This is a genomic window from Pseudomonas deceptionensis (assembly GCF_900106095.1).
In the GTDB taxonomy this organism is placed as follows: domain Bacteria; phylum Pseudomonadota; class Gammaproteobacteria; order Pseudomonadales; family Pseudomonadaceae; genus Aquipseudomonas; species Aquipseudomonas deceptionensis.
In genome coordinates this window covers 410,476-433,978 of the sequence record NZ_FNUD01000002.1, presented here as the reverse complement: position 1 = coordinate 433,978, position 23,503 = coordinate 410,476, and the positions used below count along the sequence as shown (strand labels likewise).

20 protein-coding genes and 2 tRNA genes are annotated in these 23,503 nt (G+C 58.3%); 13 read left to right on the top strand and 9 right to left on the bottom strand.

The genetic code is table 11. The features are described from left to right. Positions 1–126: 126 nt before the first annotated feature. The 4 genes from BLW11_RS01850 to BLW11_RS01835 all read right to left on the bottom strand — a co-directional run bounded on the left by BLW11_RS01850 (position 127) and on the right by BLW11_RS01835 (position 2,140). A complete protein-coding gene (locus BLW11_RS01850; protein WP_053069557.1) occupies positions 127–1,095 on the bottom strand; it encodes a FecR family protein in 969 nt (322 codons plus the stop codon). Beyond that, positions 1,088–1,594, bottom strand: coding sequence for a sigma-70 family RNA polymerase sigma factor (locus BLW11_RS01845; protein WP_048360325.1), 507 nt, complete (start codon positions 1,592–1,594; stop codon positions 1,088–1,090). Before BLW11_RS01845 ends, BLW11_RS01850 begins: the two co-directional genes overlap by 8 nt. Positions 1,595–1,791: 197 nt before the next feature. Beyond that, positions 1,792–1,878 (bottom strand) — tRNA-Leu (locus BLW11_RS01840). 175 nt (positions 1,879–2,053) lie between these two features. After that, positions 2,054–2,140: transfer RNA gene (locus BLW11_RS01835), tRNA-Leu, on the bottom strand. Positions 2,141–2,364: 224 nt separating this feature from the next. Between BLW11_RS01835 and rnr the strand changes: the two genes are divergently transcribed. The 8 genes from rnr to BLW11_RS01795 all read left to right on the top strand — a co-directional run bounded on the left by rnr (position 2,365) and on the right by BLW11_RS01795 (position 12,239). Continuing rightward, positions 2,365–5,028, top strand: a complete 2,664-nt coding sequence (rnr, locus tag BLW11_RS01830; RefSeq protein ID WP_048360324.1) for a ribonuclease R — start codon at positions 2,365–2,367, stop codon at positions 5,026–5,028. Continuing rightward, entirely contained in the window at positions 5,025–5,792 is a 768-nt protein-coding gene (gene rlmB, locus BLW11_RS01825) for a 23S rRNA (guanosine(2251)-2'-O)-methyltransferase RlmB (RefSeq protein WP_048360323.1), read from the top strand. Before rnr ends, rlmB begins: the two co-directional genes overlap by 4 nt. Before the next feature lie 305 nt (positions 5,793–6,097). Further along, positions 6,098–6,523, top strand: coding sequence for a 30S ribosomal protein S6 (gene rpsF / locus BLW11_RS01820; protein WP_048360322.1), 426 nt, complete (start codon positions 6,098–6,100; stop codon positions 6,521–6,523). Positions 6,524–6,551: 28 nt separating this feature from the next. Next, positions 6,552–6,782, top strand: coding sequence for a 30S ribosomal protein S18 (rpsR, locus tag BLW11_RS01815; protein WP_003171373.1), 231 nt, complete (start codon positions 6,552–6,554; stop codon positions 6,780–6,782). Positions 6,783–6,818: 36 nt separating this feature from the next. Next, positions 6,819–7,715, top strand: a complete 897-nt coding sequence (locus BLW11_RS01810; RefSeq protein ID WP_048360321.1) for a YybS family protein — start codon at positions 6,819–6,821, stop codon at positions 7,713–7,715. A 19-nt stretch (positions 7,716–7,734) separates the two neighbouring features. Further along, the gene (rplI, locus tag BLW11_RS01805; RefSeq protein ID WP_048360320.1) at positions 7,735–8,181 is read left to right on the top strand and encodes a 50S ribosomal protein L9; all 447 of its coding nucleotides are present in this window, start codon (positions 7,735–7,737) and stop codon (positions 8,179–8,181) included. Positions 8,182–8,301: 120 nt separating this feature from the next. Continuing rightward, a complete protein-coding gene (gene dnaB, locus BLW11_RS01800) occupies positions 8,302–9,696 on the top strand; it encodes a replicative DNA helicase (RefSeq protein WP_048360319.1) in 1,395 nt (464 codons plus the stop codon). Positions 9,697–9,932: 236 nt separating this feature from the next. Further along, positions 9,933–12,239, top strand: a complete 2,307-nt coding sequence (locus BLW11_RS01795) for a YgiQ family radical SAM protein (RefSeq protein ID WP_048360627.1) — start codon at positions 9,933–9,935, stop codon at positions 12,237–12,239. Positions 12,240–12,506: 267 nt separating this feature from the next. On the opposite strand, the gene BLW11_RS01790 is transcribed toward BLW11_RS01795, so the two are convergent. Next, the gene (locus tag BLW11_RS01790) at positions 12,507–12,713 is read right to left on the bottom strand and encodes a hypothetical protein (protein WP_048360318.1); all 207 of its coding nucleotides are present in this window, start codon (positions 12,711–12,713) and stop codon (positions 12,507–12,509) included. A gap of 394 nt (positions 12,714–13,107) precedes the next feature. Here BLW11_RS01790 and azu point away from each other — a divergent pair, with 394 nt between their 5' ends. Beyond that, positions 13,108–13,554: an azurin gene (azu, locus tag BLW11_RS01785; RefSeq protein ID WP_048360317.1), complete on the top strand. Its 447-nt coding sequence runs from the start codon at positions 13,108–13,110 to the stop codon at positions 13,552–13,554. A 63-nt stretch (positions 13,555–13,617) separates the two neighbouring features. Here azu and BLW11_RS01780 read toward each other — a convergent pair whose 3' ends face one another. The 4 genes from BLW11_RS01780 to BLW11_RS01765 all read right to left on the bottom strand — a co-directional run bounded on the left by BLW11_RS01780 (position 13,618) and on the right by BLW11_RS01765 (position 17,884). Next, positions 13,618–14,640, bottom strand: coding sequence for a DUF1338 domain-containing protein (locus tag BLW11_RS01780; RefSeq protein WP_048360316.1), 1,023 nt, complete (start codon positions 14,638–14,640; stop codon positions 13,618–13,620). A 172-nt stretch (positions 14,641–14,812) separates the two neighbouring features. Beyond that, complete coding sequence (gene nadE, locus BLW11_RS01775) at positions 14,813–15,640, bottom strand: ammonia-dependent NAD(+) synthetase (protein ID WP_048360315.1); 828 nt, start codon at positions 15,638–15,640, stop codon at positions 14,813–14,815. A 3-nt stretch (positions 15,641–15,643) separates the two neighbouring features. After that, positions 15,644–16,858, bottom strand: coding sequence for a nicotinate phosphoribosyltransferase (gene pncB, locus BLW11_RS01770; RefSeq protein WP_048360314.1), 1,215 nt, complete (start codon positions 16,856–16,858; stop codon positions 15,644–15,646). Between the two features lie 117 nt (positions 16,859–16,975). Then, on the bottom strand, positions 16,976–17,884 hold the full coding sequence (locus tag BLW11_RS01765; protein ID WP_048360313.1) for a LysR family transcriptional regulator: 909 nt from the start codon (positions 17,882–17,884) through the stop codon (positions 16,976–16,978). A 168-nt stretch (positions 17,885–18,052) separates the two neighbouring features. Between BLW11_RS01765 and amaB the strand changes: the two genes are divergently transcribed. The 4 genes from amaB to BLW11_RS01740 all read left to right on the top strand — a co-directional run bounded on the left by amaB (position 18,053) and on the right by BLW11_RS01740 (position 23,503). After that, on the top strand, positions 18,053–19,543 hold the full coding sequence (gene amaB / locus BLW11_RS01755) for an L-piperidine-6-carboxylate dehydrogenase (RefSeq protein WP_048360311.1): 1,491 nt from the start codon (positions 18,053–18,055) through the stop codon (positions 19,541–19,543). Between the two features lie 95 nt (positions 19,544–19,638). Next, a complete protein-coding gene (amaA, locus tag BLW11_RS01750; protein ID WP_048360310.1) occupies positions 19,639–20,922 on the top strand; it encodes an L-pipecolate oxidase in 1,284 nt (427 codons plus the stop codon). 363 nt (positions 20,923–21,285) lie between these two features. Beyond that, complete coding sequence (locus BLW11_RS01745; protein ID WP_048360309.1) at positions 21,286–22,422, top strand: branched-chain amino acid ABC transporter substrate-binding protein; 1,137 nt, start codon at positions 21,286–21,288, stop codon at positions 22,420–22,422. Positions 22,423–22,588: 166 nt separating this feature from the next. Continuing rightward, positions 22,589–23,503 carry an ABC transporter permease subunit gene (locus BLW11_RS01740; protein ID WP_048360308.1) on the top strand — a complete coding sequence of 305 codons (915 nt, stop codon included), beginning with the start codon at positions 22,589–22,591 and terminating at the stop codon, positions 23,501–23,503.

Here is a 23,503-nt window from a genome sequence, read left to right as displayed (position 1 = left end):
TGACCTACGAAATGAAACGCCATAGTCACTAATGCGAATCTTTATCAGTGACGTTCGTAGGTAAAGACTCCCGGGCCCTCAGGATTTCCAGAAATAACTGAAAATAGTTTTAAGAGGCTGGCAGGGCTAAGGTTTGGCCGAGACGATAAGGGTATAGGGCACGCTGTCCTGCAGGCGCCCGCCCAGAGGGGCAATGGCGGTTTGCAGTGCGCGTTTGGGGTCGCGCAGGTTCAGGGCTGCGGTGATGCGACGTTGCCCCAGCGCCTTGTCGGTCAGCAGAATCAGGCCCGGCTGATAGCGGCGCAACTGCGTGATTACGTCATCGATCGATTGATCGACTGCCACCAGTTGCCAGCGACGCCAGGGTGCGATTTGCTCCTGGGGCAATTGCACGATTCGCGTGTGCTGGTCGTTCGCAGTGAAGTGCAGCTGGTCGCCATGGCCCAGCAGGTGCGTGGCCGAGGCCGATGATTGGGGTGTTTGCACGGCAACCGTGCCGCTTTCGACGCTGACGTCGACGCCGTTGTCGTCCAGGTTGACCGCAAACGCGGTACCGGTCACTCGAACCCGCACATCACCGGCGTTGACGTAGAAGGCGCGGTTGGCATCGTGCGTCACCGAGAAAAATGCCTGACCGCGCAGCAGCGTGACTTCCCGCTGTTCAGGGTTGAACTGCACGTCGGCGAGGGAGTTGCTGTCCAGAAGCATCTGGCTGCCATCGCTCAGTGCGATGGTGCGGTGTTCTGCTGTGGGGCTGCGGTAGTCGGCTTGCATCGCTTGCCAGTCGGGGCCCCACATCAACAGGGCGCTCGCGGCCAGGGCGGCACCGACCAGTGCGCGTTTGCGCCGGCTCAGGCGCGTGGGAGGGCGTAAAGCAATCGGCCCCGGCCCTGCGGCAACCGGCAGGTTCAAGGCTTCACCGCTCAAACCCCATACTTTCAGGGCCTTGCGATACGCCGCGTCATGTTCGGGGGCGCTGGCACGCCAATGGTTCAGGCGCTCGTTGAGTTCGGGGTCGTGAGGGTTCTCCTGGATCAGCAGCAGCCAGTCCAGTGCGGTTTCCCAGATCGGGTTCGGGAGCGGTCGATCAGTCATCACTCAGTTGTTCCGCGCAGTAGGTCAGGGCGTCGCGGACCAATTGGTGGGCCAGGCTCACGGATATTCCAAGTTGCGTGCCGATTTGTTGAAACGTCAGGCCTTGCAGGCGATGCAGCACAAATGCCTGGCGTGTGCGTTCCGGCAGGCGCAACAAAGCATGTTGCAATTTTCTCAGTTCGTCCAGATGCAGGGCCTGTTGTTCAGGCGACGGTGTGTTGGAAGTGTGCTCGTCCAGTGATTCACCGTGAGTGGTGTGACGGTTTTCCAGGCTTGCCCGGCGATTGAGGTCAAAGGCCAGGTTGCGCACGATGCGATACAGGTAGCCGACCGGCTGCGTCAGCGGGATGAGACTGTCCGCGCCCTGGCTGAAACGTAGCCAGGCGTCTTGAACCACATCTTCTGCTTTGGCCCGGCAGCCCACGATGGGTGCGGCGTAGTCGACCAGGGCGATGCGATGTGTCAGGTAGAGCTGGAGCCTGTCATTGGTATCGGGCACGGTTATCCAGGAGGATGAGCCAGGGGTATGAAGTTGGCCGGATACTAATGCGGATGAGATGGATTATCAAATGCGACTTTAGGGTCGCAGATAGCAGATAAAAGGTTCGGGGAGCGGGGGAAGGAATCCCGGAAACTAAAAAGCCCGCTTTCGCGGGCTTTTTGAGTGGTTTACAGGGTTGACCTGTAAACCTGAATTGGTGCCCAGAAGAAGACTCGAACTTCCACGACCTTGCGGTCACCAGCACCTGAAGCTGGCGTGTCTACCAATTTCACCATCTGGGCAGTATCAGCAACGTTGCCGCTGTTGATGTGGCGCATAATACGGAGAGCTTTCAGATCTGTAAACCCCTGTTTTAATTTTATTAAATCAGGGGCTTAGAGGATCTGAAATGCAAAAACCCGCTTTCGCGGGTTTTTGTGTGAGGCTTCAGAGTTGTACTACTCTGAATCTCTGAATTGGTGCCCAGAAGAAGACTCGAACTTCCACGACCTTGCGATCACCAGCACCTGAAGCTGGCGTGTCTACCAATTTCACCATCTGGGCAGTATCTTCAACGTTGCCGTTGTCGATGGCGCGCACTATACGGGTGACCCTTTGACCTGTAAAGCGTTGTGATTAAAAATATCGAAAATTTTTCGCGAACGGTTAGTCGGCAGCGTCAAAGCGCGTCAGAAAGGACTATTAAGGCCCAGTGAGTGCCTGAAATTTCCCGTTTCAATACGCGTATGCCAAACTAACCCGCATATAGACAAGGTGAAAACTATCTAATGGCCGATTGGCAGACCCTCGATCCCGAGGCCGCACGTGAAGCGGAAAAATACGAAAACCCTATCCCTAGCCGCGAACTGATCCTTCAGCATCTGGCCGAGCGTGGCTCGCCTGCTGCTCGTGAACAGTTGGTGGAGGAGTTCGGTCTGACTACCGAAGACCAAATCGAGGCCTTGCGCCGTCGCCTGCGTGCGATGGAGCGCGATGCCCAGCTGATTTATACCCGCCGCGGCACTTATGCGCCGGTGGACAAGCTCGACCTGATTCTCGGCCGCATCAGTGGTCACCGCGATGGCTTCGGCTTCCTGATCCCGGATGATGGTAGCGACGACCTGTTCATGAGCCCGTCGCAAATGCGCCTGGTGTTCGATGGCGACCGTGCGCTGGCCCGTGTTTCGGGTCTGGACCGTCGTGGTCGTCGTGAAGGCGTGATCGTCGAAGTGGTTTCGCGTGCTCACGAAACCATCGTGGGTCGTTACTTCGAAGAAGGCGGTATCGGCTTTGTAGTTGCCGACAACCCGAAGATCCAGCAAGAAGTGCTGGTTACGCCGGGCCGCAACGCTGGCGCGAAAGTCGGTCAGTTCGTCGAAGTGAAGATCACTCACTGGCCGACGCCGCGCTTCCAGCCGCAAGGCGATGTGCTTGAGGTTGTAGGCAACTACATGGCCCCGGGCATGGAAATCGACATTGCCCTGCGCACTTACGACATTCCGCACGTCTGGCCTGAAGCTGTCCTTAAGGAAGCGAGCCGGCTGAAGCCGGAAGTTGAAGAAAAAGACAAAGAGAAGCGTATTGATCTGCGCCATCTGCCGTTCGTCACCATTGACGGCGAAGATGCCCGCGACTTCGATGACGCCGTATTCTGCGAAGCCAAGCCCGGCAAACTGCGCCTGTTCTCCGGCGGCTGGAAGTTGTACGTGGCGATTGCCGACGTATCCAGCTACGTGAAACTCGGCTCGGCACTGGATGCCGAAGCCCAGGTGCGCGGCAACTCGGTGTACTTCCCTGAGCGCGTAATCCCGATGCTGCCTGAGCAGCTGTCCAACGGTTTGTGCTCCCTGAACCCTAAAGTCGACCGTCTGGCCATGGTTTGCGAGATGACCATCTCCAAAACCGGCGAAATGACCGACTACCAGTTCTACGAAGCGGTGATCCACTCCCAGGCACGCTTGACCTACAACAAGGTCAGCACCATGCTGGAACACTCGAAAACCACCGAAGCCAAACAGCTGCGCAGCGAATACGCTGATGTAGTGCCGCACCTCAAGCAGCTGTACTCGCTGTACAAGGTGTTGCTGGCTGCTCGTCATACCCGTGGCGCGATTGATTTTGAAACCCAGGAAACCCGAATCATCTTCGGTTCCGATCGCAAAATCGCCGACATTCGCCCAACCACCCGTAACGATGCGCACAAGCTGATCGAAGAGTGCATGCTGGCGGCCAACGTGGCCACTGCTGAATTCCTCAAGAAGCACGAGATTCCTGCGCTGTATCGCGTTCACGACGGTCCGCCGCCGGAGCGTCTGGAAAAACTGCGCGCGTTCCTCGGCGAGCTGGGCCTGAGCCTGCACAAGGGTAAAGATGGTCCGTCGCCGAAGGATTACCAGGCATTGCTGGCCAGCATCAAGGATCGTCCGGACTTCCACCTGATCCAGACCGTGATGCTGCGTTCGTTGAGTCAGGCGGTGTACAGCGCTGATAACCAGGGCCACTTCGGCCTGAACTATGAAGCCTATACCCACTTCACTTCGCCGATTCGTCGTTACCCGGATCTGTTGACGCACCGTGCAATTCGCAGCGTGATCCATTCCAAAATGGACACTCCGCACGTTCGCCGTGCTGGCGCGATGACCATTCCGAAAGCGCGTATCTATCCGTACGACGAAGCAATTCTGGAGCAGCTCGGCGAGCAGTGCTCCATGAGCGAGCGCCGTGCTGATGAAGCCACGCGTGACGTGACCAACTGGCTCAAGTGCGAGTTCATGAAGGACCGCGTCGGCGAGTCGTTCCCGGGTGTAGTGACTGCGGTGACCGGTTTCGGCCTGTTTGTGGAGCTGACCGACATCTATGTCGAAGGCCTGGTCCACGTGACCGCCTTGCCGGGTGACTACTACCACTTCGATCCAGTGCATCACCGCCTGGCGGGCGAGCGCACCGGTCGCAGCTTCCGTTTGGGTGACACCGTTGAAGTGCGGGTCATGCGCGTCGATCTCGACGAGCGCAAGATCGACTTCGAAATGGCGGAAAAAACCCTCAGCGCCCCGATTGGTCGTAAAAATCGCGGTACTGATGCGCCTAAAGCCAAAAATGCAGGCAAGGCCGGCACCAAGCCGACTGAAAAGCCGGTCGAGCCAGCGCCTGCCGCACGTCGTAGTGCGCCGGCCAAGGCAGTTAAAAAGAGCTCTGACGATACCTATCGCCCTAGCGATGCCGCGGCGAAAAACGCCGAGCTGCGCAAAAGTCGTGAATTGAAACAGGCGCTGCTGGCCGAATCAAAAAGCGGCGGTCGGACATCGGAGCCGGGAAAGTCGGGTAGGGGGGCTCCTGCCAAAGATGCAGGCAAGCCTTCCAAGCCAAGTAAACATCGTAAAGGCCCGCCAAAATCGGGCGCCGCTCCTGCTGCCAAAAGTGGCGGGTCGCGCAAACCTAAGGCCAAGTCATGAGTCAGTTGGAAAAAATCTATGGCATTCACGCTGTAGAAGCGTTGCTTCGTCATCATCCCAAGCGCGTCAAGCAAGTGTGGCTGGCAGAGGGTCGCAGCGACCCTCGCGTTCAGACGCTGATTGCTCTGGCCGATGAAAGCCGGGTGGCGGTAGGCAATGCCGAACGTCGCGAAATGGACGTGTGGGTTGAAGGCGTACACCAGGGTGTTGTGGCTGATGTGAGCCCGAGCCAGGTGTGGGGCGAGGCCATGCTCAACGAATTGCTGGATCGCACCGAAGGTGCTCCGCTGATTCTGGTGCTGGACGGCGTGACCGACCCGCATAACCTGGGTGCTTGCCTGCGTACGGCCGATGCTGCCGGTGCGTTGGCAGTTATCGTACCGAAGGACAAGTCTGCAACCTTGACCCCGACTGTACGGAAAGTAGCTTGTGGCGCAGCGGAAGTTATTCCGTTGGTTGCAGTTACCAACCTTGCAGCCACGCTGAAAAAGCTTCAGCAGCGCGGTCTGTGGATTGTCGGTACTGCTGGCGAAGCCGAGCAGGAGCTGTACGAGCAAGACCTGACCGGCCCGACCATCCTGATCATGGGTGCCGAAGGCAAGGGCATGCGCCGCCTGACTCGCGAGCATTGCGATTACCTGGTACGCCTGCCGATGGCGGGTAGTGTCAGCAGCCTGAACGTATCGGTGGCGACAGGCGTTTGCCTGTTCGAAGCCCTGCGTCAGCGCAGCGTCAAAGCCAAGACTTCTTCCAAGAAGAAGTAAGCAAGCCGGATGTTAAATGTGGGAGCGAGCCTGCTCGCGATAAATGCGCCGCGATCATCGAGATGACCGCAGCGCTGGAATCGCGAGCAGGCTCGCTCCCACTTTGGTTTGGGGTGGTTGTTGCCAAAGATTGCTCAAATAATCACCAATTGCCTTGCGCCCCTGTTGTGCCTTCTCTACAATTGCGCCCCTTGCCGTCATGGCGGGCGCATATGTGCCTCTCTAGGCAAGACACACAAGTGTCATTCACTCCTTGTCTGACCGCTTTTTAGTTAGCGGCAGGCTACAACCCGTAAGGAGCATTCATGCGTCATTACGAAATCATCTTTTTGGTCCACCCGGATCAAAGCGAACAAGTCGGCGGCATGGTAGAGCGTTACACCAAGCTGATCGAAGAAGACGGCGGCAAAATCCACCGTCTGGAAGATTGGGGCCGTCGTCAACTGGCCTACGCAATCAACAATGTTCACAAGGCTCACTACGTGATGCTGAACGTTGAGTGCACTGGCAAAGCCCTGGCTGAGCTGGAAGACAACTTCCGTTACAACGATGCTGTGATCCGTAACCTGGTCATCCGTCGCGACGAAGCCGTAATTGGCCAGTCCGAGATGCTCAAGGCTGAAGAAAACCGCAGTGAGCGCCGTGAGCGTCGTGACCGTCCTGAGCATTCTGACAGCGCCGATGGCGATGACAGCGATAACAGCGACGCCAGCGATAACGCTGACGAGTAATCCACGGACCTTTTGAGGAGCCAATTACATGGCACGTTTCTTCCGTCGTCGTAAATTCTGCCGCTTCACAGCTGAAGAAGTGAAAGAGATCGATTACAAAGATCTCAACACCCTGAAAGCTTATGTATCCGAAACCGGCAAAATCGTTCCAAGCCGTATCACCGGTACCAAAGCTCGTTATCAGCGTCAGCTGGCCACCGCTATCAAGCGCGCCCGCTTCCTGGCCCTGCTGGCCTACACCGACAGCCACGGCCGCTGAGACCGGGCAGTCGACAGGTAGTAAAGGATTGAATGCATGCGCGCCCTAGCTGAGTTCATCATGCGAGGCCGTGTGCAGGCCACGTTAATCGTGGCCGGATGTGCGGCATTGCCGTTTTTGTTCTGGTTGAGTGCTGCTGCGGGTTGCCTTGTGCTCCTGCGGCGCGGTCCGAGAGATGCCTTGAGCATCCTCTCATGGGCCTTACTGCCGGCCCTGGGCTGGTGGTTTGTCGGAGAACCCCGCACCTTGATGGTGTTGCTGGGAACTCTGGGGTTGGCGTTGATGTTACGCGCCGGTCAGTCCTGGAATCGCGTGCTGCTGGTCAGCGTAGCGTTGGGTGTGGTGTATGGCGTGATCCTGGGTACGGCTTTCCGCGAACCCATTGGTGCGATGGCGCAGGAGTTGGAAAAACTTTTGCCGCAGGTCCTCAATGGACTCTACGACAAGTTATCTGACGTAGAGCGAGCGCGCCTTGGAGCACTGATTGCACCCGTCCTCACCGGTTTGATTGCAGCTTTGATGCAGGTCGTCAGCGTGCTGAGCCTGATGCTTGGGCGTTATTGGCAGGCGTTGTTGTACAACCCGGGCGGTTTTGCCAGCGAGTTTCGCAGCATCCGCCTACCGCTTGGTCCAGCGTTTCTGTTGCTGGCGTGCATGCTTATCGGGCCGAACTTCGGTCCTGAAATGGCCATGCTTACGCCGTTGTGCAGCGTAGCGTTGTTCTTCGCCGGGCTGGCCCTGATTCACGGGCTGGTGGCGCAAAAGCGACTGGCCAAGTTTTGGCTGGTGGGGTTGTACGTCACGCTGTTGCTGTTCATGCAGCTGATCTATCCGTTGCTCGTGGTTTTGGCCATTGTCGACAGCCTGATTGATTTTCGCGGACGTCTGGCGCCGAAAGGCACCGATAAAGACTCTGCGGACGGTGAAGGTTAAAAGTTAAGAGGATTTTCACATGCAACTGATCCTTCTGGAAAAAGTCGCGAACCTGGGCAACCTGGGCGACAAAGTAAATGTTAAGTCCGGTTACGGTCGTAACTACCTGCTGCCATACGGCAAAGCTACCGCTGCAACCGCTGCCAACCTGGCTGCGTTTGAAGAGCGTCGTGCTGAGCTGGAACAAGCAGCAGCTGACAAGAAAGCTTCGGCTGAAACACGCGCTGCCCAACTGGCTGAGCTGGAAGTGACTATCACTGCCACCGCTGGCGACGAAGGCAAGCTGTTCGGTTCGATCGGCACCCACGACATCGCTGATGCACTGACCGCCTCTGGCGTTGAAGTTGCAAAAAGCGAAGTTCGTCTGCCGAACGGCACTATCCGCAACGTAGGCGAATTCGACGTAGCCGTGCACCTGCACGCTGAAGTTGAAGCAACCGTACGCGTTGTTGTGGTAGCTGCTTAAGCAGTCTTAACTGACTGGCACCTTGTGTGCTGGACGGTTAACATCGGGCACGATCCTGTTTACAGGTCGTGCCCTTTGTCTTTCTGCAGTTTCTGATTTTCAAACTAATTCCAAGTGGCCATGAACGATATCTCCGCTCCTGAGCAATATGATCTACAAACCGCAGCCCTGAAGGTGCCTCCGCATTCCATCGAGGCCGAACAGGCTGTGCTCGGTGGTTTGATGCTGGACAACAACGCCTGGGAACGCGTGCTGGATCAGGTCTCGGATGGCGATTTCTATCGGCATGACCACCGCCTGATCTTCCGGGCCATCGCCAAACTGGCGGACCAGAACTCCCCGATCGACGTCGTGACCCTTGCCGAGCAATTGGACAAGGAAGGTCAGACCTCGCAAGTCGGTGGTCTTGGTTACCTGGGTGAGCTGGCAAAAAATACGCCGTCGGTCGCCAACATCAAGGCTTACGCGCAGATTGTTCGTGAGCGCGCCACGCTGCGCCAGTTGATCGGCATCAGCACTGAGATCGCCGACAGTGCGTTCAACCCCGAAGGGCGCAATGCTGCCGAGATTCTCGACGAAGCCGAGCGCCAGATCTTTGCCATCGCCGAGGCCCGGCCAAAAACCGGCGGCCCGGTGAGTGTCAACGACCTGCTGACCAAAGCCATCGATCGCATCGACACCTTGTTCAACACGGACAACGCCATCACCGGCCTGTCCACCGGTTACACCGACCTCGATGGCATGACCAGCGGCTTGCAGCCGTCTGACTTGATCATCGTCGCCGGTCGTCCATCGATGGGTAAAACCACCTTTGCGATGAACCTGGTTGAAAACGCCGTATTGCGCAGTGAAAAAGCGGTACTGGTTTACTCCCTCGAGATGCCAGGCGAATCGCTGATCATGCGTATGCTGTCGTCCCTGGGCCGCATCGATCAGACCAAGGTCCGTGCAGGCCGTCTCGAAGACGACGACTGGCCACGCCTGACTTCGGCGGTCAATCTGCTCAATGACCGCAAGCTGTTTATCGATGACACGGCAGGTATCAGCCCGTCGGAAATGCGTGCCCGTACCCGCCGTCTGGTACGTGAGCACGGCGAAATCGGCCTGATCATGATCGACTACCTGCAACTGATGCAGATCCCGGGTTCGGGCGGTGATAACCGTACCAACGAAATCTCCGAGATTTCCCGGTCCCTCAAGGCTCTGGCCAAAGAGTTCAATTGCCCGGTAGTGGCGCTGTCGCAGCTCAACCGTTCCCTTGAGCAGCGCCCCAACAAGCGCCCGATCAACTCCGACTTGCGTGAATCCGGAGCCATCGAGCAGGATGCCGACGTCATCATGTTTGTGTACCGGGACGAGGTGTATCACCCCGAGACCGAGCACAAGGGCATTGCCGAGATCATCATCGGCAAGCAGCGTAACGGCCCTATCGGTACTACGCGCCTGGCGTTCATCGGCAAGTACACCCGATTCGAAAACCTGGCGCCGGGCAGCTACAACTTCGACGACGATTAAGCACCCAGCGCTTCTCTGAGGGAGCTGGCCTGCCAGCGATTCAGACGGTGAGGTGTTTCAGGCGCACCACGATGATGCCATCGCCAGCAGGCTGGCTCCCTCGGGTAATCGGCGTGCGCCAATCAATTCCGACCATTGCCGTCGGAATTGGTCATTTTTTGTGCTATATTCCGCGCCCGCGAATTTCTTAGTAAATGACGCGCCCCAATTTTCTGTACTCAACACCGGTCATCGACATGCAAGCAGCCAAGCCTCTATTTGACTATCCGAAGTACTGGGCCGAATGTTTCGGTCCAGCGCCATTCCTGCCGATGAGCAGGGAGGAGATGGATCAGCTTGGCTGGGATTCATGCGACATCATCATCGTCACCGGTGATGCCTATGTCGATCACCCCTCGTTCGGCATGGCGATCATTGGTCGCCTGCTGGAGTCTCAAGGCTTCCGTGTGGGCATCATTGCCCAGCCGAACTGGCAGTCCAAAGACGACTTCATGAAGCTGGGCGAGCCGAACCTGTTCTTCGGCGTTGCAGCCGGCAACATGGACTCGATGATCAACCGCTACACCGCTGACAAAAAAATCCGTTCCGATGACGCCTACACCCCGGGTGGCCTGGCTGGCAAACGTCCGGATCGCGCCAGCCTGGTGTACAGCCAGCGCTGTAAGGAAGCCTACAAGAATGTGCCGATCGTACTCGGTGGCATCGAGGCTTCCCTGCGCCGTATCGCGCACTACGACTACTGGCAGGACCGCGTACGCAACTCGATCCTGATCGACGCCTGCGCCGACATCCTGTTGTACGGCAACGCCGAGCGCGCCATTGTTGAAGTCGCCCAGCGTCTGTCCTACGGTCACAAGATCGAAGACATCACCGATGTTCGCGGTACCGCGTTCATCCGTCGCGATACGCCAAAAGACTGGTACGAAGTGGACTCCACGCGTATCGACCGTCCGGGCAAGATCGACAAGATCATCAACCCGTACGTGAACACCCAGGACACCCAGGCCTGCGCCATCGAGCAGGAAAAAGGTCCGGTTGAAGACCCGAACGAAGCCAAGGTTGTACAGTTGCTGGCCAGCCCGCGCATGACTCGCGACAAGACGGTAATCCGTCTGCCGTCAGTCGAAAAAGTGCGTGCTGACTCGGTGCTGTATGCCCACGCCAACCGTGTGCTCCACCTCGAAACCAACCCGGGTAACGCCCGGGCCCTGGTGCAGAAGCATGGCGATGTGGATGTGTGGTTCACGCCACCGCCGATCCCGATGACTACCGAAGAAATGGACTACGTGTTTGGCATGCCATACGCACGCGTTCCGCATCCTGCGTACGGCAAGGAAAAGATCCCGGCCTACGACATGATCCGCTTCTCGGTGAACATCATGCGTGGCTGCTTCGGCGGCTGTACGTTCTGCTCGATCACTGAGCACGAAGGCCGGATCATCCAGAACCGTTCCGAAGAGTCGATCATTCGCGAAATCGAAGAGATCCGTGACAAGGTGCCAGGTTTTACCGGCGTCATTTCCGACCTCGGCGGCCCGACCGCGAACATGTACCGCATTGCCTGCAAAACGCCCGAGATCGAGTCCGCGTGCCGCAAGCCGTCCTGCGTATTCCCTGGCATCTGCCCGAACCTGAACACCGACCACTCGTCGCTGATTCAGCTGTATCGCAGTGCCCGTGCGTTGCCGGGCGTGAAGAAGATCCTGATCGCATCCGGTCTGCGCTACGACCTCGCGGTCGAGTCGCCGGAATACGTGAAAGAGCTGGTCACGCACCACGTCGGTGGTTACCTGAAGATCGCCCCGGAACACACCGAGGAAGGTCCGCTCAACCAGATGATGAAGCCGGGCATTGGCAGCTATGACAAGTTCAAGCGCATGTTCGAGAAGTACACCAAGGAAGCAGGCAAAGAGCAGTACCTGATCCCGTACTTCATCGCCGCTCACCCCGGCACCAAAGACGAAGACATGATGAACCTTGCGCTGTGGCTCAAGGGCAACGGTTTCCGTGCCGACCAAGTGCAAGCGTTCTACCCGTCGCCGATGGCCACCGCCACCGCGATGTACCACTCGGGCAAGAACCCGCTGCGCAAGGTTACGTACAAGAGCGACTCGGTCGTTATCGTCAAGAGCGAAGAGCAGCGCCGTCTGCACAAGGCGTTCTTGCGCTATCACGATCCGAAAGGCTGGCCGATGCTGCGTGAAGCCCTGACCCGCATGGGTCGTGCTGACCTGATCGGTTCGGGCAAAGACCAGTTGATCCCGCTGCATCAGCCTGCGACCGACAGCTACCAGAGTGCCCGTCGCAAGAACTCGACGCCTGTTGGCAGCCACAAGGTAGCCGGTGAGAAAACCACCAAGATCCTGACCCAGCACACCGGCCTCCCGCCGCGTGCCAGCGATGGTGGCAACCCGTGGGACAAGCGTGAGCAAGCCAAGGCCGCAGCGTTCGCCCGCAACAAGCAAGCAGCCAAAGAGCGTCATGAAGCTGCCAAGGGTGGCAAAAGCCAAAAGCCCACCCGCAAACCGGTAGTGCCGCGCTAGGGATACTTTGTGGGAGCGAGCCTGCTCGCTCCCACAAGAAATCGCGCAGTATTCACCTACAACGCCAGCCTTCGGGTTGGCGTTGTGCTTTCTGCGCGCTGAGAGGCCGGCCAGGCGTGTGTAGGCTGATTGCTGAGCAGTGAGTCAGGGGAAGAGGTTTGAAGCGTCTGAGAGGGCGACAGGCTAACTGCGAGGATCAACAGCCGGGCTGCTGATCCTGATCACAGATCCTGTGGGCCGGGTTGTGGATAACCGGGCCGAGGGGGGTTACGCGTCTGGTGCTTTTACTTCTGGGGTGTCGCTGCTCTCAGCGACAGCCTCGCCGTCTTCATCGGCTTCGATGTCGGCATTCGGGTCCAGCTCTACGGTACCTTCTTCAGCTGCCGCTTTCTTGCGGGCAAGCTTTTCCTCTTTCTTCTGCTCTTTAGCCAAGTCTCTTTGACGCTTAGCGAAGTTGTAATTTGGTTTGGCCATGGGCGATCCTCTTGGGGTCGAAGGTGAGGTTAAGCGGCGCGTATTCTGCCCTGTATTAGTGCTTAGCCGTTAGCTGGGTTTTTGCAAGGTTGTACTTTGCACTGAAAATACGACTCTACACCCACCCAAAAGCCGGTTGTGTATTAAATCTCGTCCCGGCCACAGGCGCCACAGGCATAGGCGGCCAGCAAACAGGTCATCAATGCAGGAAGTCCCATCACTTATTCCCCAAAAATCGAAAAGATGGCCTAAGGTTATATGCCTGAAGTCCATTTTGGGATGGATTGTCTCGATCGCGGCGATAGACCATGACTCAGATCATGTAAGTCGATACAATTTTCAGGTAATATGTATACATATTTTAGCTGCACATACCCTGCCTTGGAGATAGACCATGTTTGCCAAAGTTGTTGCGGTATCCCTTTTGACCCTGGCCAGCGGCCATTTGCTGGCGGCTGAGTGCGCTGTGACTGTCGATTCGACTGACCAGATGTCTTACAACACGAAAGAGATCGTCATCGACAAATCCTGCAAGACCTTCACCGTTAACCTGACGCACTCCGGCAACCTGCCGAAAAACGTCATGGGCCATAACTGGGTCTTGAGCAAAAAGGCAGACATGCAGGCAATCTCCACCGACGGCATTGCTGCCGGCCTGGATAAAAACTACCTCAAGGACGGTGACGAGCGCGTAATCGCCCACACCAAAGTGATCGGCGCCGGTGAGAAAGACTCCGTGACCTTCGATGTGGCCAAGCTCAAAGCGGGCGAAGAGTACGAATTCTTCTGCACCTTCCCGGGCCACAACTCGATGATGAAAGGCGCTGTGGTTCTTAAATAAGACCCGCAGGCCCTGCAACAGCCCTGACGTGCCTTGCGCCGTCGGGGCTGTTTGCGTTCAGGGTCAGGCTTTTGAGTCGGTCATCTTGAAAATGCCCTGGGCGTTGCTGCTGTCGAAATTCAGGTCGATCCGACCGTTGTCCGGGTCGACCTTGCGCTGGATAAACTCCACAAACGACCCGGGCACCGCGTGCTCGCGGTACTGGCCTGTGGCATCGACCAGGCCGCGGGTAACCGTACAGGCACGATAGGCGGTCTGCATCACTCGGCCTGAGGCCGACACTTCAATGCTGTCTTTCATTGGCCGCTGCAGATCGCGTTGTTGGGCGACGCAGGCTTCAAGGTCCTGCACCCGGTCAGTCAGGTGGTTGAAACTGTTGCCTTCGGTGCTGATCCAGGCCATTTCAGCGCTTTCAGCGAGCAGGCACTGGTAGTCCGCCTCCAGTACCACGCCATGCTGGCGGCCGAATGCCTGATACAGCGCCGGCAACAACGCTTGTGCTTCGCTCAGGCTGCAATGGCGGGTCAGGGTAAGGCGGTTGAGGATGCTCTGGTGTACGGCCTGCAGCGGGTCGAGGCTGGAACCGATCACGCGGGTGACGGCTTGCTGGAAGGCTTCGCTGAAACGCCCGGGGTGCAGCTCCGAGACAAAAAACTGCGCAATATCCTCGGGCAGGTCCATTTGCCGGTAGCCCCAGCCAGTCATGTTCAGCTTGGTCAGGGGGTAAGTTCGTACGTCAGTGAAGCCCAACGGCTCCAACAAGCGTGAAAATGCCTGACGGCCGCGAGGCAGTTCTCCGTTTACGGGCCAGTCCACGGTGCGAATCGCGCCGTGGTCGAACACCACTTTGCGGCCCTGCAGGGCTTGTTCTTCGACATAGCGCCGGCCGTCCGGCACGGCCTCCACCAGTTTGTGCAGCAGGCACAGGTTCAGCGCTTCGGCGAGCCATACCCGGTGCAGCGCCTGCTCATGCCAACTGAAGCGCAGCAGCCCTTCAGGCACCTCGACATGCTTGCGCAGCCAGCCAGCGGCAGGTTGGCCGAGCAAAGAATCGACAAGGGAGAACAAACCATCGAAAGAAGACATGGGGCAGGGCTCTGGCGACGAAATAGACGTCTATGAAAGCCTCTGGATGCGGGGGCGACAAGCGAAAAAAACTGTGGGGGTCATTCCGTTTTTTCTGGCTGAAAATACAGAGGCCTGAAAGCCCTTCACCCAACCCTCAGGGCGAGGGGCGGGTGAGGGGTAAAGCCAGGCCTCAAGGCGCGAACGGCATCTCGCGCTTGTGGTGGGTCTTCTCGTAGGTACGGCAGATGATGCCGAACGCCTCTTCGCTCACCGGTTCGCCATGCAGGAAGGCATCAATCTCGGCATAGGTCACGCCGTGGGACGCTTCGTCAGGCTTGCCCGGTTCCAGGTCTTCCAGGTCGGCGGTCGGGACTTTTTCGACCAGCGACTCGGGTGCGCCAAAGTGCCGGGCAATCGCCCGTACCTGGTTTTTTACCAGCCCGCTGAGCGGCGCCAGGTCGCAGGAGCCATCACCGAATTTGGTGAAGAAACCCATCACGGCTTCGGCCGCGTGGTCCGTGCCGATCACCAGGCCGCCGGTTGCGCCGGCGATGGTGTATTGCGCCACCATGCGCATCCGCGCCTTGGTGTTGCCCAGCACAAAATCAACGGTAGCAGCCGGTTTGCCATCAAAGGCGGTCACTTCGGCCGCCAGGGCCTTGACCGCCGGGCCGATGTTCACGGTTTGGCGCTCATCCGGGTTGATAAACTCGACCGCCGCGGTAGCGTCGGCTTCGTCGTGCTGCACGCCGTAAGGCAAGCGCACGGCAATAAAACGATACGACGGATCGCCGGTCTGTTCGCGCAACTGCTGGACCGCGCGTTGGGCCATCAAGCCTGCGGTCAGTGAGTCGACCCCGCCGCTGATTCCCAGGACCAGGGTCTTGAGCCTGGCGTTGTGCAGGCAGCACTGAATAAAGGTGATGCGTCGAGCGACCTCGGCTTCAAGGGCGGCGGTATCTTTAAATGGCGGTTGGACCTTGAGGTCTGCAGCAATCTGACGCTGTACGGCCTGCATGATTCACTCCTTGGAAGAATGTTCAGGAACTTGGAAAACGTGGCGCAGGTAGGCGGCGAAGTTTGGATCAGAGCAATGGGTTTTACCCGGCTCATCCGAAATCTTTGCCACTGGGGAGCCATTACAGGCGGTCATTTTAAGCACGATGCTCATCGGCTCGACACCTGGAATGTCACAGGTAAGGTTGGTGCCGATGCCGAAGCTGACATTGATTCTGCCGCGCAGCGCCCGGAAGATTTCCAGCGCGCGGGGCAGCGTGAGGCTGTCGGAGAACACCAGGGTCTTGCTCATCGGGTCGATGCCCAGCTTGTGGTAGTGCGCGATGCATTTTTCAGCCCACACCACTGGGTCGCCCGAGTCATGGCGCAAACCGTCGAACAGCTTGGCGAAGTAAAGATCGAAGTCTTTGAGGAAGGCGTCGGTGGTGATGCAATCCGTCAGTGCAATCCCCAGCAGCCCACGGTATTCGCGCACCCAGCAATCGAGCGCCGCACTCTGGCTGTCGATCAGCCGCGGGCCCAGTTGCTGGTGGGCCATGATCCATTCGTGGGCCATGGTGCCCAGCGGCTTCATGTCCAGTTCGCGGGACAGGTTGACGTTGCTGGTGCCGACAAAGCGCCCCGGGAAGTCATGCTTGAGCACGTTGACCACTTCTTCTTGCACGCGATACGAAAAGCGTCGGCGCGTACCGAAATCGGCGACCTGCAACTCGGACAGTTCGTCGGCGCCGGCATTGGCCTGCAGCCAGTCGAACTTGCGATACAGCTGCTCGCGGGCCTGTGAGAGCACTGTGCCTGCATAGCGCGAACGGTTACGAACTTCGCTGACGATCGCCAGCATGGGCACTTCAAACAAAATCACATGCAGCCACGGACCGCGCAGGCGAATAAACAACTCGCCGTTTTCGATCCCCGTGTGCACATAGCGCATGTTGAAACGAAACAAACCCAGGAAGCGGATGAAGTCGGGCGTCATGAACGTGATCCGCTCCAGGAAGCCCAGCTGATCCGGGGTCATGCTCAACTCGGCCAGACGATCGATTTGATGGCGAATTTCGTTCAGATACGGGCGCAAGTCCTCACTGTTACGGCAACGGAATTCCCACTCGACTTCAACGTTGGGGTAGTTGTGCAGCACCGCCTGCATCATGGTCAGTTTGTAGAAGTCGGTGTCGAGCAGGTTCTGCACGATGCGATCGGCAAACACACTCTCGCTCATAGCGGCAATCTCCATGCTGCCCGTGCCTGATTGCCACGGTGTTCAGCTTTTTCAATGAATGGCGCTAGTGGCGCATATCCGCGGGTGGTATTGCCAGCAGTTTTTGTATTGCAGCGGCTACAGAGAATGGACTTCATTAATCTGCCCCATTATCCAGCTTACAAAATCCCGCACTTTGGGCACGCCCGCCGAATGTTCAGGGTAGGCCAGGTAATAGGCGTCGCGACTCGTCATCAAGTGCTGCCAGGCGATGACCAGCTTGCCGTCAGCCAATTCCTCTTCCACCAGAAACCGGGGCAGCAGGGCGACACCACATCCCACCTGGGCGGCTCGGATGCACATATAAAAGGTGTCAAAGCGCGGGCCGTGATAGCTGTGGTCGGTGCGATAACCCTGGCTTTCAAACCAGTCGTGCCAGGCCTGGGGGCGAGAAGCGTTTTGCAGCAACACCAGATCGGTCAGTTGGGTCGGGTCGGTAAACGGGCTGGCCGGCAAGCTCGACGGCGCGCACACCGCCACCAGTTCTTCGCCAAACAGCTTCAGGCACTCGGTCCCGGGGCGCGAACCCTGGCCGAAGTAAAACGCCAGGTCACTGCGCCCTTGCAGCAAATCGTCGCCTTGCTGCTCGTTGCACAGGTCCAGATGAATATGCGGATGGCGCAGGCGCCAACCCTTGAGGCGCGGCACCAGCCAGCGAGCACCAAAGGTGGAAGGGGTCGAGACCCTCAGCACTTCCGTTTCGCCGCCATAGGAGCGCAGGGTGTGGGTCGACATTTCGACCTGGGTCAGGATTTTTCGGACTTCCAGCAGATACAAGTCACCGGCTGGCGTCAGTTGTAAACGGCGACGCACCCGGCGAAACAGCAGGTGCTGTAACAACTCTTCCAGCTGCGCGACCTGCTTGCTGACCGCACTCTGGGTCAGGTTCAGCTCTTCGGCGGCCCGGGTGAAGCTCAGGTGGCGGGTCACTGCCTCAAAACACTGCAACGCTGTGATCGAAGGCAAATGGCGCTTCTTGTTAAACATAAAGGCTGAGCATAAAAGCCCCCTCATTCTTGTTGTCAGGCAACGTTACCAGCGCAGCATGAATTTTTGGAATGATATCTCGCTTAAAGGTCGTTTGTTGCCGCCATGGGAGCCAGCTACAACTAATGGCCTGCGAATTATCTTTCTTAAGCTCAAGGAGTGCCTCCCATGGTTGCTGCATTACTGGATCGTCTTGGTGTGAACCCCGCGCTGTACCAGCAGGGCAATCAGCCGGTTTACACGCCGATTGACGGCAGCCAGATTGGCGCCGTGCACTGGGAAGGTGCTGCCGAGACCGAGCAGCATGTGACCCGCGCCGAGCACGCGTTTGAGGCCTGGCGCAAGGTGCCGGCGCCGCGTCGCGGGGAGCTGGTGCGCCAGTTCGGCGATTTGCTGCGTGAGTACAAGGCTGATCTGGGCGAGCTGGTGTCGTGGGAGGCGGGCAAGATTACCCAGGAAGGTCTGGGCGAAGTGCAGGAGATGATCGACATTTGCGACTTCGCCGTCGGCCTGTCGCGTCAGCTCTATGGCTTGACCATCGCCTCGGAGCGTCCGGGCCACCATATGCGTGAAACCTGGCACCCGCTGGGGGTTGTCGGCGTGATCAGCGCATTTAACTTCCCGGTTGCCGTCTGGGCGTGGAACACCGCCCTGGCTCTGGTGTGCGGCAACGCCGTGATCTGGAAGCCGTCCGAGAAAACCCCGCTCACTGCGCTGGCCTGCCAGGCGTTGTTTGATCGGGTGCTGAGTAAGTTTACCGACGCGCCTAAGTACCTGGCCCAAGTGATTATCGGCGGCCGTGACGCGGGCCAGGCACTGGTTGAAGACCCGCGTGTGGCGTTGATCAGCGCCACCGGCAGCACCCGCATGGGCCGTGAAGTGGCGCCAATCGTTGCCGCACGCTTTGCCCGCAGCATTCTGGAACTGGGCGGCAACAACGCGATGATCCTCGCCCCGAGTGCTGATCTGGACATGGCCGTGCGCGCCATCCTGTTCAGCGCTGTTGGCACCGCCGGCCAGCGCTGCACCAGCCTGCGCCGACTGATCGCCCATGATTCGGTCAAAGCAGAGATCGTTACCCGGCTCAAGGCGGCCTATTCCAAAGTGCGTATCGGTCACCCGCTGGAAGGTAATCTGGTGGGGCCGCTGATCGACAAGCACAGCTTCGAAAGCATGCAGGATGCGCTGGAGCAAGCCTTGAGCGAAGGCGGGCGGGTGTTTGGCGGTGAACGTCAGTTGGCCGGGCAGTATCCCGGCGCTTACTACGTGGCCCCGGCGATTGTCGAAATGCCGGAGCAGAGCGATGTGGTATGCGACGAGACCTTCGCCCCAATCCTGTACGTGGTCGGCTACAGCGATTTTGCCGAAGCCCTGCGCCTGAACAACGCCGTGCCCCAGGGCCTGTCGTCGTGCATCTTCACCACTGACGTGCGCGAGGCGGAGCAATTCATGTCTGCAACCGGCAGTGACTGCGGGATTGCCAACGTCAACATCGGCCCGAGTGGCGCGGAGATTGGCGGCGCGTTTGGTGGCGAGAAAGAAACGGGCGGCGGGCGTGAGTCGGGCTCCGATGCGTGGCGCGGCTATATGCGCCGTCAGACCAATACCGTGAACTACTCGCTGGAACTACCGTTGGCACAGGGGATTACCTTCGATTGAGGTGATGCAAGCCCTCACCCAACCCATACCCTGCGGTAGAGGGCCAGGGTGAGGGGCTTTTGATCTTGGTTGGGTTTCATTTCTGGAGCTTGGCAATGCCTCTACAAGAACAATGTCTGTGGGAAAACCTAACGCCGCAACGTCCTCAAATGCCCACCTTCAAGGGCGAACTGAATGTTGACGTGTGTGTGATTGGTGCCGGTATCACCGGTCTGTCAGCCGCCATTCACTTGCTTGAACAAGGCAAAAGCGTGTGCGTGCTCGAAGCGCATCGCACCGGGCACGGGGGGTCGGGGCGCAACGTGGGGCTGGTGAACGCAGGGATGTGGATCCCGCCGGATGATATCGAAGCCGGTTTCGGCGAGGCCGTGGGCAGCCAGCTCAATCGCATGCTCGGTGCCGCGCCTGCCCTGGTATTCAGCCTGATCGACAAATATGGAATCGACTGTCAGCTGCGCCGCGAAGGCACGTTGCATATGGCTCACAACGCCAAGGGCGAGGCCGATCTGCGCAGCCGCGAAGAGCAATGGAAGCGTCGCGGAGCACCCGTGGAGTTACTCACCGGAGCGGCGTGCGAAGCGGCCACGGGCACCACAAAAATAGCTGCCGCCTTGCTCGACCGTCGCGCCGGAACCCTCAACCCCATGGCCTACACCTCGGGCCTGGCCAAGGCCGCCGGTGATCTGGGCGGACAACTGTTTGACCACTCGCCCGTGACCGGGCTTGAACGCCAGGGCCAGCGCTGGTCGGTGCAAACCGCATTGGGGGCGGTGAGTGCCGAGCAGGTGGTGCTGGCATCCAATGCCTACACCGAAGGCGAATGGACTGACTTACGACGTAACTTTTTCCCGGGTTACTACTACCAGGTTGCCTCCAAACCACTGACCGATGCCACCGCCGAACGTATCTTGCCCGGCGGCCAGGGCTCGTGGGATACCCGCCAGGTGTTGAGCAGCATTCGCCGCGATGCCGACGGTCGTTTATTGCTGGGTAGCCTGGGTAATGGCAATCAAAAGCCTGCGTGGTTTCTCAAAGCCTGGGCCGACCGCGTACAACAGCACTACTTCCCGTACCTCAAGGGCGTGGAGTGGGAGTGCACCTGGACCGGCTGCATCGCGTTTACTCCTGATCATTTGATGCGTTTATTTGAGCCTGCGCCCGGTTTGGTGGCAGTGACCGGTTACAACGGTCGGGGCGTGACCACGGGCAGCGTGGTGGGCAAGGCCTTTGCCGACTACCTGTGCAGCGGGGACGCCAAAGCACTGCCGATTCCGTTTGCGCCAATGCGCCCGCTGTCTGGCACGGGGCTGCGCAGTTGTTTATACGAAGCCGGTTTTTCGCTTTATCACGCCGGCCAATGTTTAAGAATCGTGATCTGACAGAGTTTTTTCACCGCTTGCACGGCGTTTACCCGTGCAGCGGCTAGCCTCTAGTGGTGCGGCGCGTAGCAATTACGCACCGAGAGTGTGCAGTTCGGTGACGCAGGCGGTTACAGGATGGTTGCACGATGCAGGGCAACCCGGTTGCAACGCTTCTAGCAGATGGTGGCACTGGCAGAGAATGATTGGTTTCACCTTCCTCGGTTTAGACGGTTGCACGCCCAATGAAAATGGGCTCGAAACAGTCGGCATAACAACAAGACAACGGCTTTTTTAAGAATAAAAAACCAATGGCACGCGGCTTGCTCTGCGCTTTAGGTGAAGTCGAAGTGCCATCTAAAAAAACCTCAGGAGCACCACCTCATGTCGCAGACGTTCTACAAGAAAGGTTTTCTGGCCCTCGCAGTGGCTGCTGCTTTGGGCGTGTCCTCGTTTGTTCAGGCTGATGTGAAAATCGGTGTGGCGGGCCCGATGACCGGCGCCAACGCGGCATTTGGTGAGCAGTACATGAAGGGTGCGCAGGCGGCTGCGGATGCAATCAACAAGGCGGGCGGGATTAACGGCGAGAAGATCAAGCTGGTTGCCGGCGACGATGCCTGCGAACCCAAGCAGGCCGTGGCCGTGGCCAACCGTCTGGTCGATCAGGACAAAGTAATCGGTGTGGTCGGTCACTTCTGCTCTTCGAATACGATTCCTGCTTCCGAGGTGTATGCCGATGCGGGTGTGATCATGATCACGCCGGGCTCGACCAACCCGCAGGTCACTGAGCGTGGGCTGAATGCGGTGTTCCGTATGTGCGGGCGTGATGACCAGCAAGGCATCGTTGCAGGCGACTACATCGTCGACGTGCTCAAGGGCAAGAAAGTAGCGGTCATCAACGACAAGGACACCTACGGTAAAGGTCTGGCCGATGCCACCAGTGCACAGCTGACCAAGCGCGGCGTGAAACCCATTCTGGAAGAAGGCCTGACCCGGGGTGAAAAAGACTTCAGCGCGCTGGTCACAAAAATCCGCGGCGCCGGTGCTGATGTCGTGTACTTCGGTGGTCTGCACCCGGAAGCCGGCCCGCTGGTCCGCCAACTGCGTGAAGCGGGTCTCAAGGATGTGAAATTCATGTCGGACGATGGCATCGTGACCGACGAACTGGTAGCCACTGCCGGTGGCCCGCAGTATGTCGATGGCGTGTACATGACCTTCGGCGCTGACCCGCGCCTGCTGCCGGACAGCAAGGTGGTGGTTGAAGAGTTCCGCAAAGCGGGCACCGAGCCTGAAGGCTACACCCTGTACGCCTACGCTTCGATCCAGGCCCTGGCTGACGCCTTCAATGGCGCCAAATCCAACAAAGGCGAAGACGCCGCCAAGTGGCTCAAGGCCAACCCGGTTAAAACCGTGATGGGTGAAAAAACCTGGGACGGCAAAGGCGACCTGAAAGTCTCTGACTACGTGGTTTACCAGTGGGACAAAGACGGCAAATATCACCAGCTGGAAAAACAGAAGTGAGATGAATCACTCACCTGATGTCAGCTTCGGCGGGCATCGGGTGGGAATGTATCTGCATCACCTGTCTTCTTTTCCAGGAGTCGCGCACACCCTGCCACCCAAGCTGTCCTCTGACGGCGTGGATGGCTTGCGTCTGCGCAATGACTCAAGTGCGTGAGATTGCGTTATGGATGGTATTTTCCTACAGCAACTGCTGAACGGCCTGACCCTCGGGTCTGTCTACGGCCTGATCGCCATCGGCTACACAATGGTCTACGGCATCATCGGCATGATCAACTTCGCCCATGGCGAGGTGTACATGATCTCTGCTTACCTCGCGGCGATCAGTCTGGCTCTGTTGGCATACTTCGGTATTGAATCCTTCCCGCTACTGATGTTGGGTACCTTGATTTTCACCGTTGTGGTGACTGGCGTGTATGGCTGGGTCATCGAACGCGTGGCTTATAAACCTCTGCGAAACTCCACACGGCTGGCGCCGCTGATCAGCGCCATCGGTATTTCCCTGATCCTGCAAAACTACGTGCAAATTGCCCAAGGGTCGCGCCAACAAGGGGTTCCAACCCTGCTAAGCGGTTCCTGGCGCGTGGATATTGGCACCGGCTTTGTACAACTCACCTACACCAAAGTCTTCATTCTGATCGCGGCCTTCGTGGGGATGGGCCTGCTGACCTACATCATCAAGTACACCAAGCTGGGCCGCATGTGCCGCGCCACCCAACAAGACCGCAAGATGGCTTCGATCCTGGGGATTAACACCGACCGGGTGATTTCTTACGTGTTTGTGATCGGTGCTGCCATGGCCGCGCTGGCCGGTGTGCTGATCACCATGAACTACGGCACGTTCGACTTTTATGCCGGCTTTATTATCGGCATCAAGGCGTTCACCGCTGCCGTGCTCGGCGGGATTGGATCATTGCCTGGCGCCATGCTCGGCGGGATCATCCTGGGTATTTCCGAGTCACTTTTTGCCGGGTTGGTTAACTCGGATTACAAGGACGTGTTCAGTTTCTCACTGCTGGTGCTGATTCTGATTTTCCGTCCTCAAGGCCTGCTGGGTCGTCCTCTCGTGGCGAAGGTGTAA

Bases quoted from the DNA above. Each gene is read 5' to 3' on its own strand.
- rlmB (WP_048360323.1), top strand. From the start codon at position 5,025: ATGAGTCAGTTGGAAAAAATCTATGGCATTCACGCTGTAGAAGCGTTG.
- rnr (WP_048360324.1), top strand. From the start codon at position 2,365: ATGGCCGATTGGCAGACCCTCGATCCCGAGGCCGCACGTGAAGCGGAA.
- rpsR (WP_003171373.1), top strand. From the start codon at position 6,552: ATGGCACGTTTCTTCCGTCGTCGTAAATTCTGCCGCTTCACAGCTGAA.
- amaB (WP_048360311.1), top strand. From the start codon at position 18,053: ATGGTTGCTGCATTACTGGATCGTCTTGGTGTGAACCCCGCGCTGTAC.
- nadE (WP_048360315.1), bottom strand. From the start codon at position 15,640: ATGCAGGCCGTACAGCGTCAGATTGCTGCAGACCTCAAGGTCCAACCG.
- BLW11_RS01745 (WP_048360309.1), top strand. From the start codon at position 21,286: ATGTCGCAGACGTTCTACAAGAAAGGTTTTCTGGCCCTCGCAGTGGCT.
- rplI (WP_048360320.1), top strand. From the start codon at position 7,735: ATGCAACTGATCCTTCTGGAAAAAGTCGCGAACCTGGGCAACCTGGGC.
- dnaB (WP_048360319.1), top strand. From the start codon at position 8,302: ATGAACGATATCTCCGCTCCTGAGCAATATGATCTACAAACCGCAGCC.
- azu (WP_048360317.1), top strand. From the start codon at position 13,108: ATGTTTGCCAAAGTTGTTGCGGTATCCCTTTTGACCCTGGCCAGCGGC.
- BLW11_RS01795 (WP_048360627.1), top strand. From the start codon at position 9,933: ATGCAAGCAGCCAAGCCTCTATTTGACTATCCGAAGTACTGGGCCGAA.
- amaA (WP_048360310.1), top strand. From the start codon at position 19,639: ATGCCTCTACAAGAACAATGTCTGTGGGAAAACCTAACGCCGCAACGT.
- BLW11_RS01780 (WP_048360316.1), bottom strand. From the start codon at position 14,640: ATGTCTTCTTTCGATGGTTTGTTCTCCCTTGTCGATTCTTTGCTCGGC.
- BLW11_RS01765 (WP_048360313.1), bottom strand. From the start codon at position 17,884: ATGTTTAACAAGAAGCGCCATTTGCCTTCGATCACAGCGTTGCAGTGT.
- pncB (WP_048360314.1), bottom strand. From the start codon at position 16,858: ATGAGCGAGAGTGTGTTTGCCGATCGCATCGTGCAGAACCTGCTCGAC.
- rpsF (WP_048360322.1), top strand. From the start codon at position 6,098: ATGCGTCATTACGAAATCATCTTTTTGGTCCACCCGGATCAAAGCGAA.
- BLW11_RS01790 (WP_048360318.1), bottom strand. From the start codon at position 12,713: ATGGCCAAACCAAATTACAACTTCGCTAAGCGTCAAAGAGACTTGGCT.
- BLW11_RS01740 (WP_048360308.1), top strand. From the start codon at position 22,589: ATGGATGGTATTTTCCTACAGCAACTGCTGAACGGCCTGACCCTCGGG.
- BLW11_RS01850 (WP_053069557.1), bottom strand. From the start codon at position 1,095: ATGACTGATCGACCGCTCCCGAACCCGATCTGGGAAACCGCACTGGAC.
- BLW11_RS01810 (WP_048360321.1), top strand. From the start codon at position 6,819: ATGCGCGCCCTAGCTGAGTTCATCATGCGAGGCCGTGTGCAGGCCACG.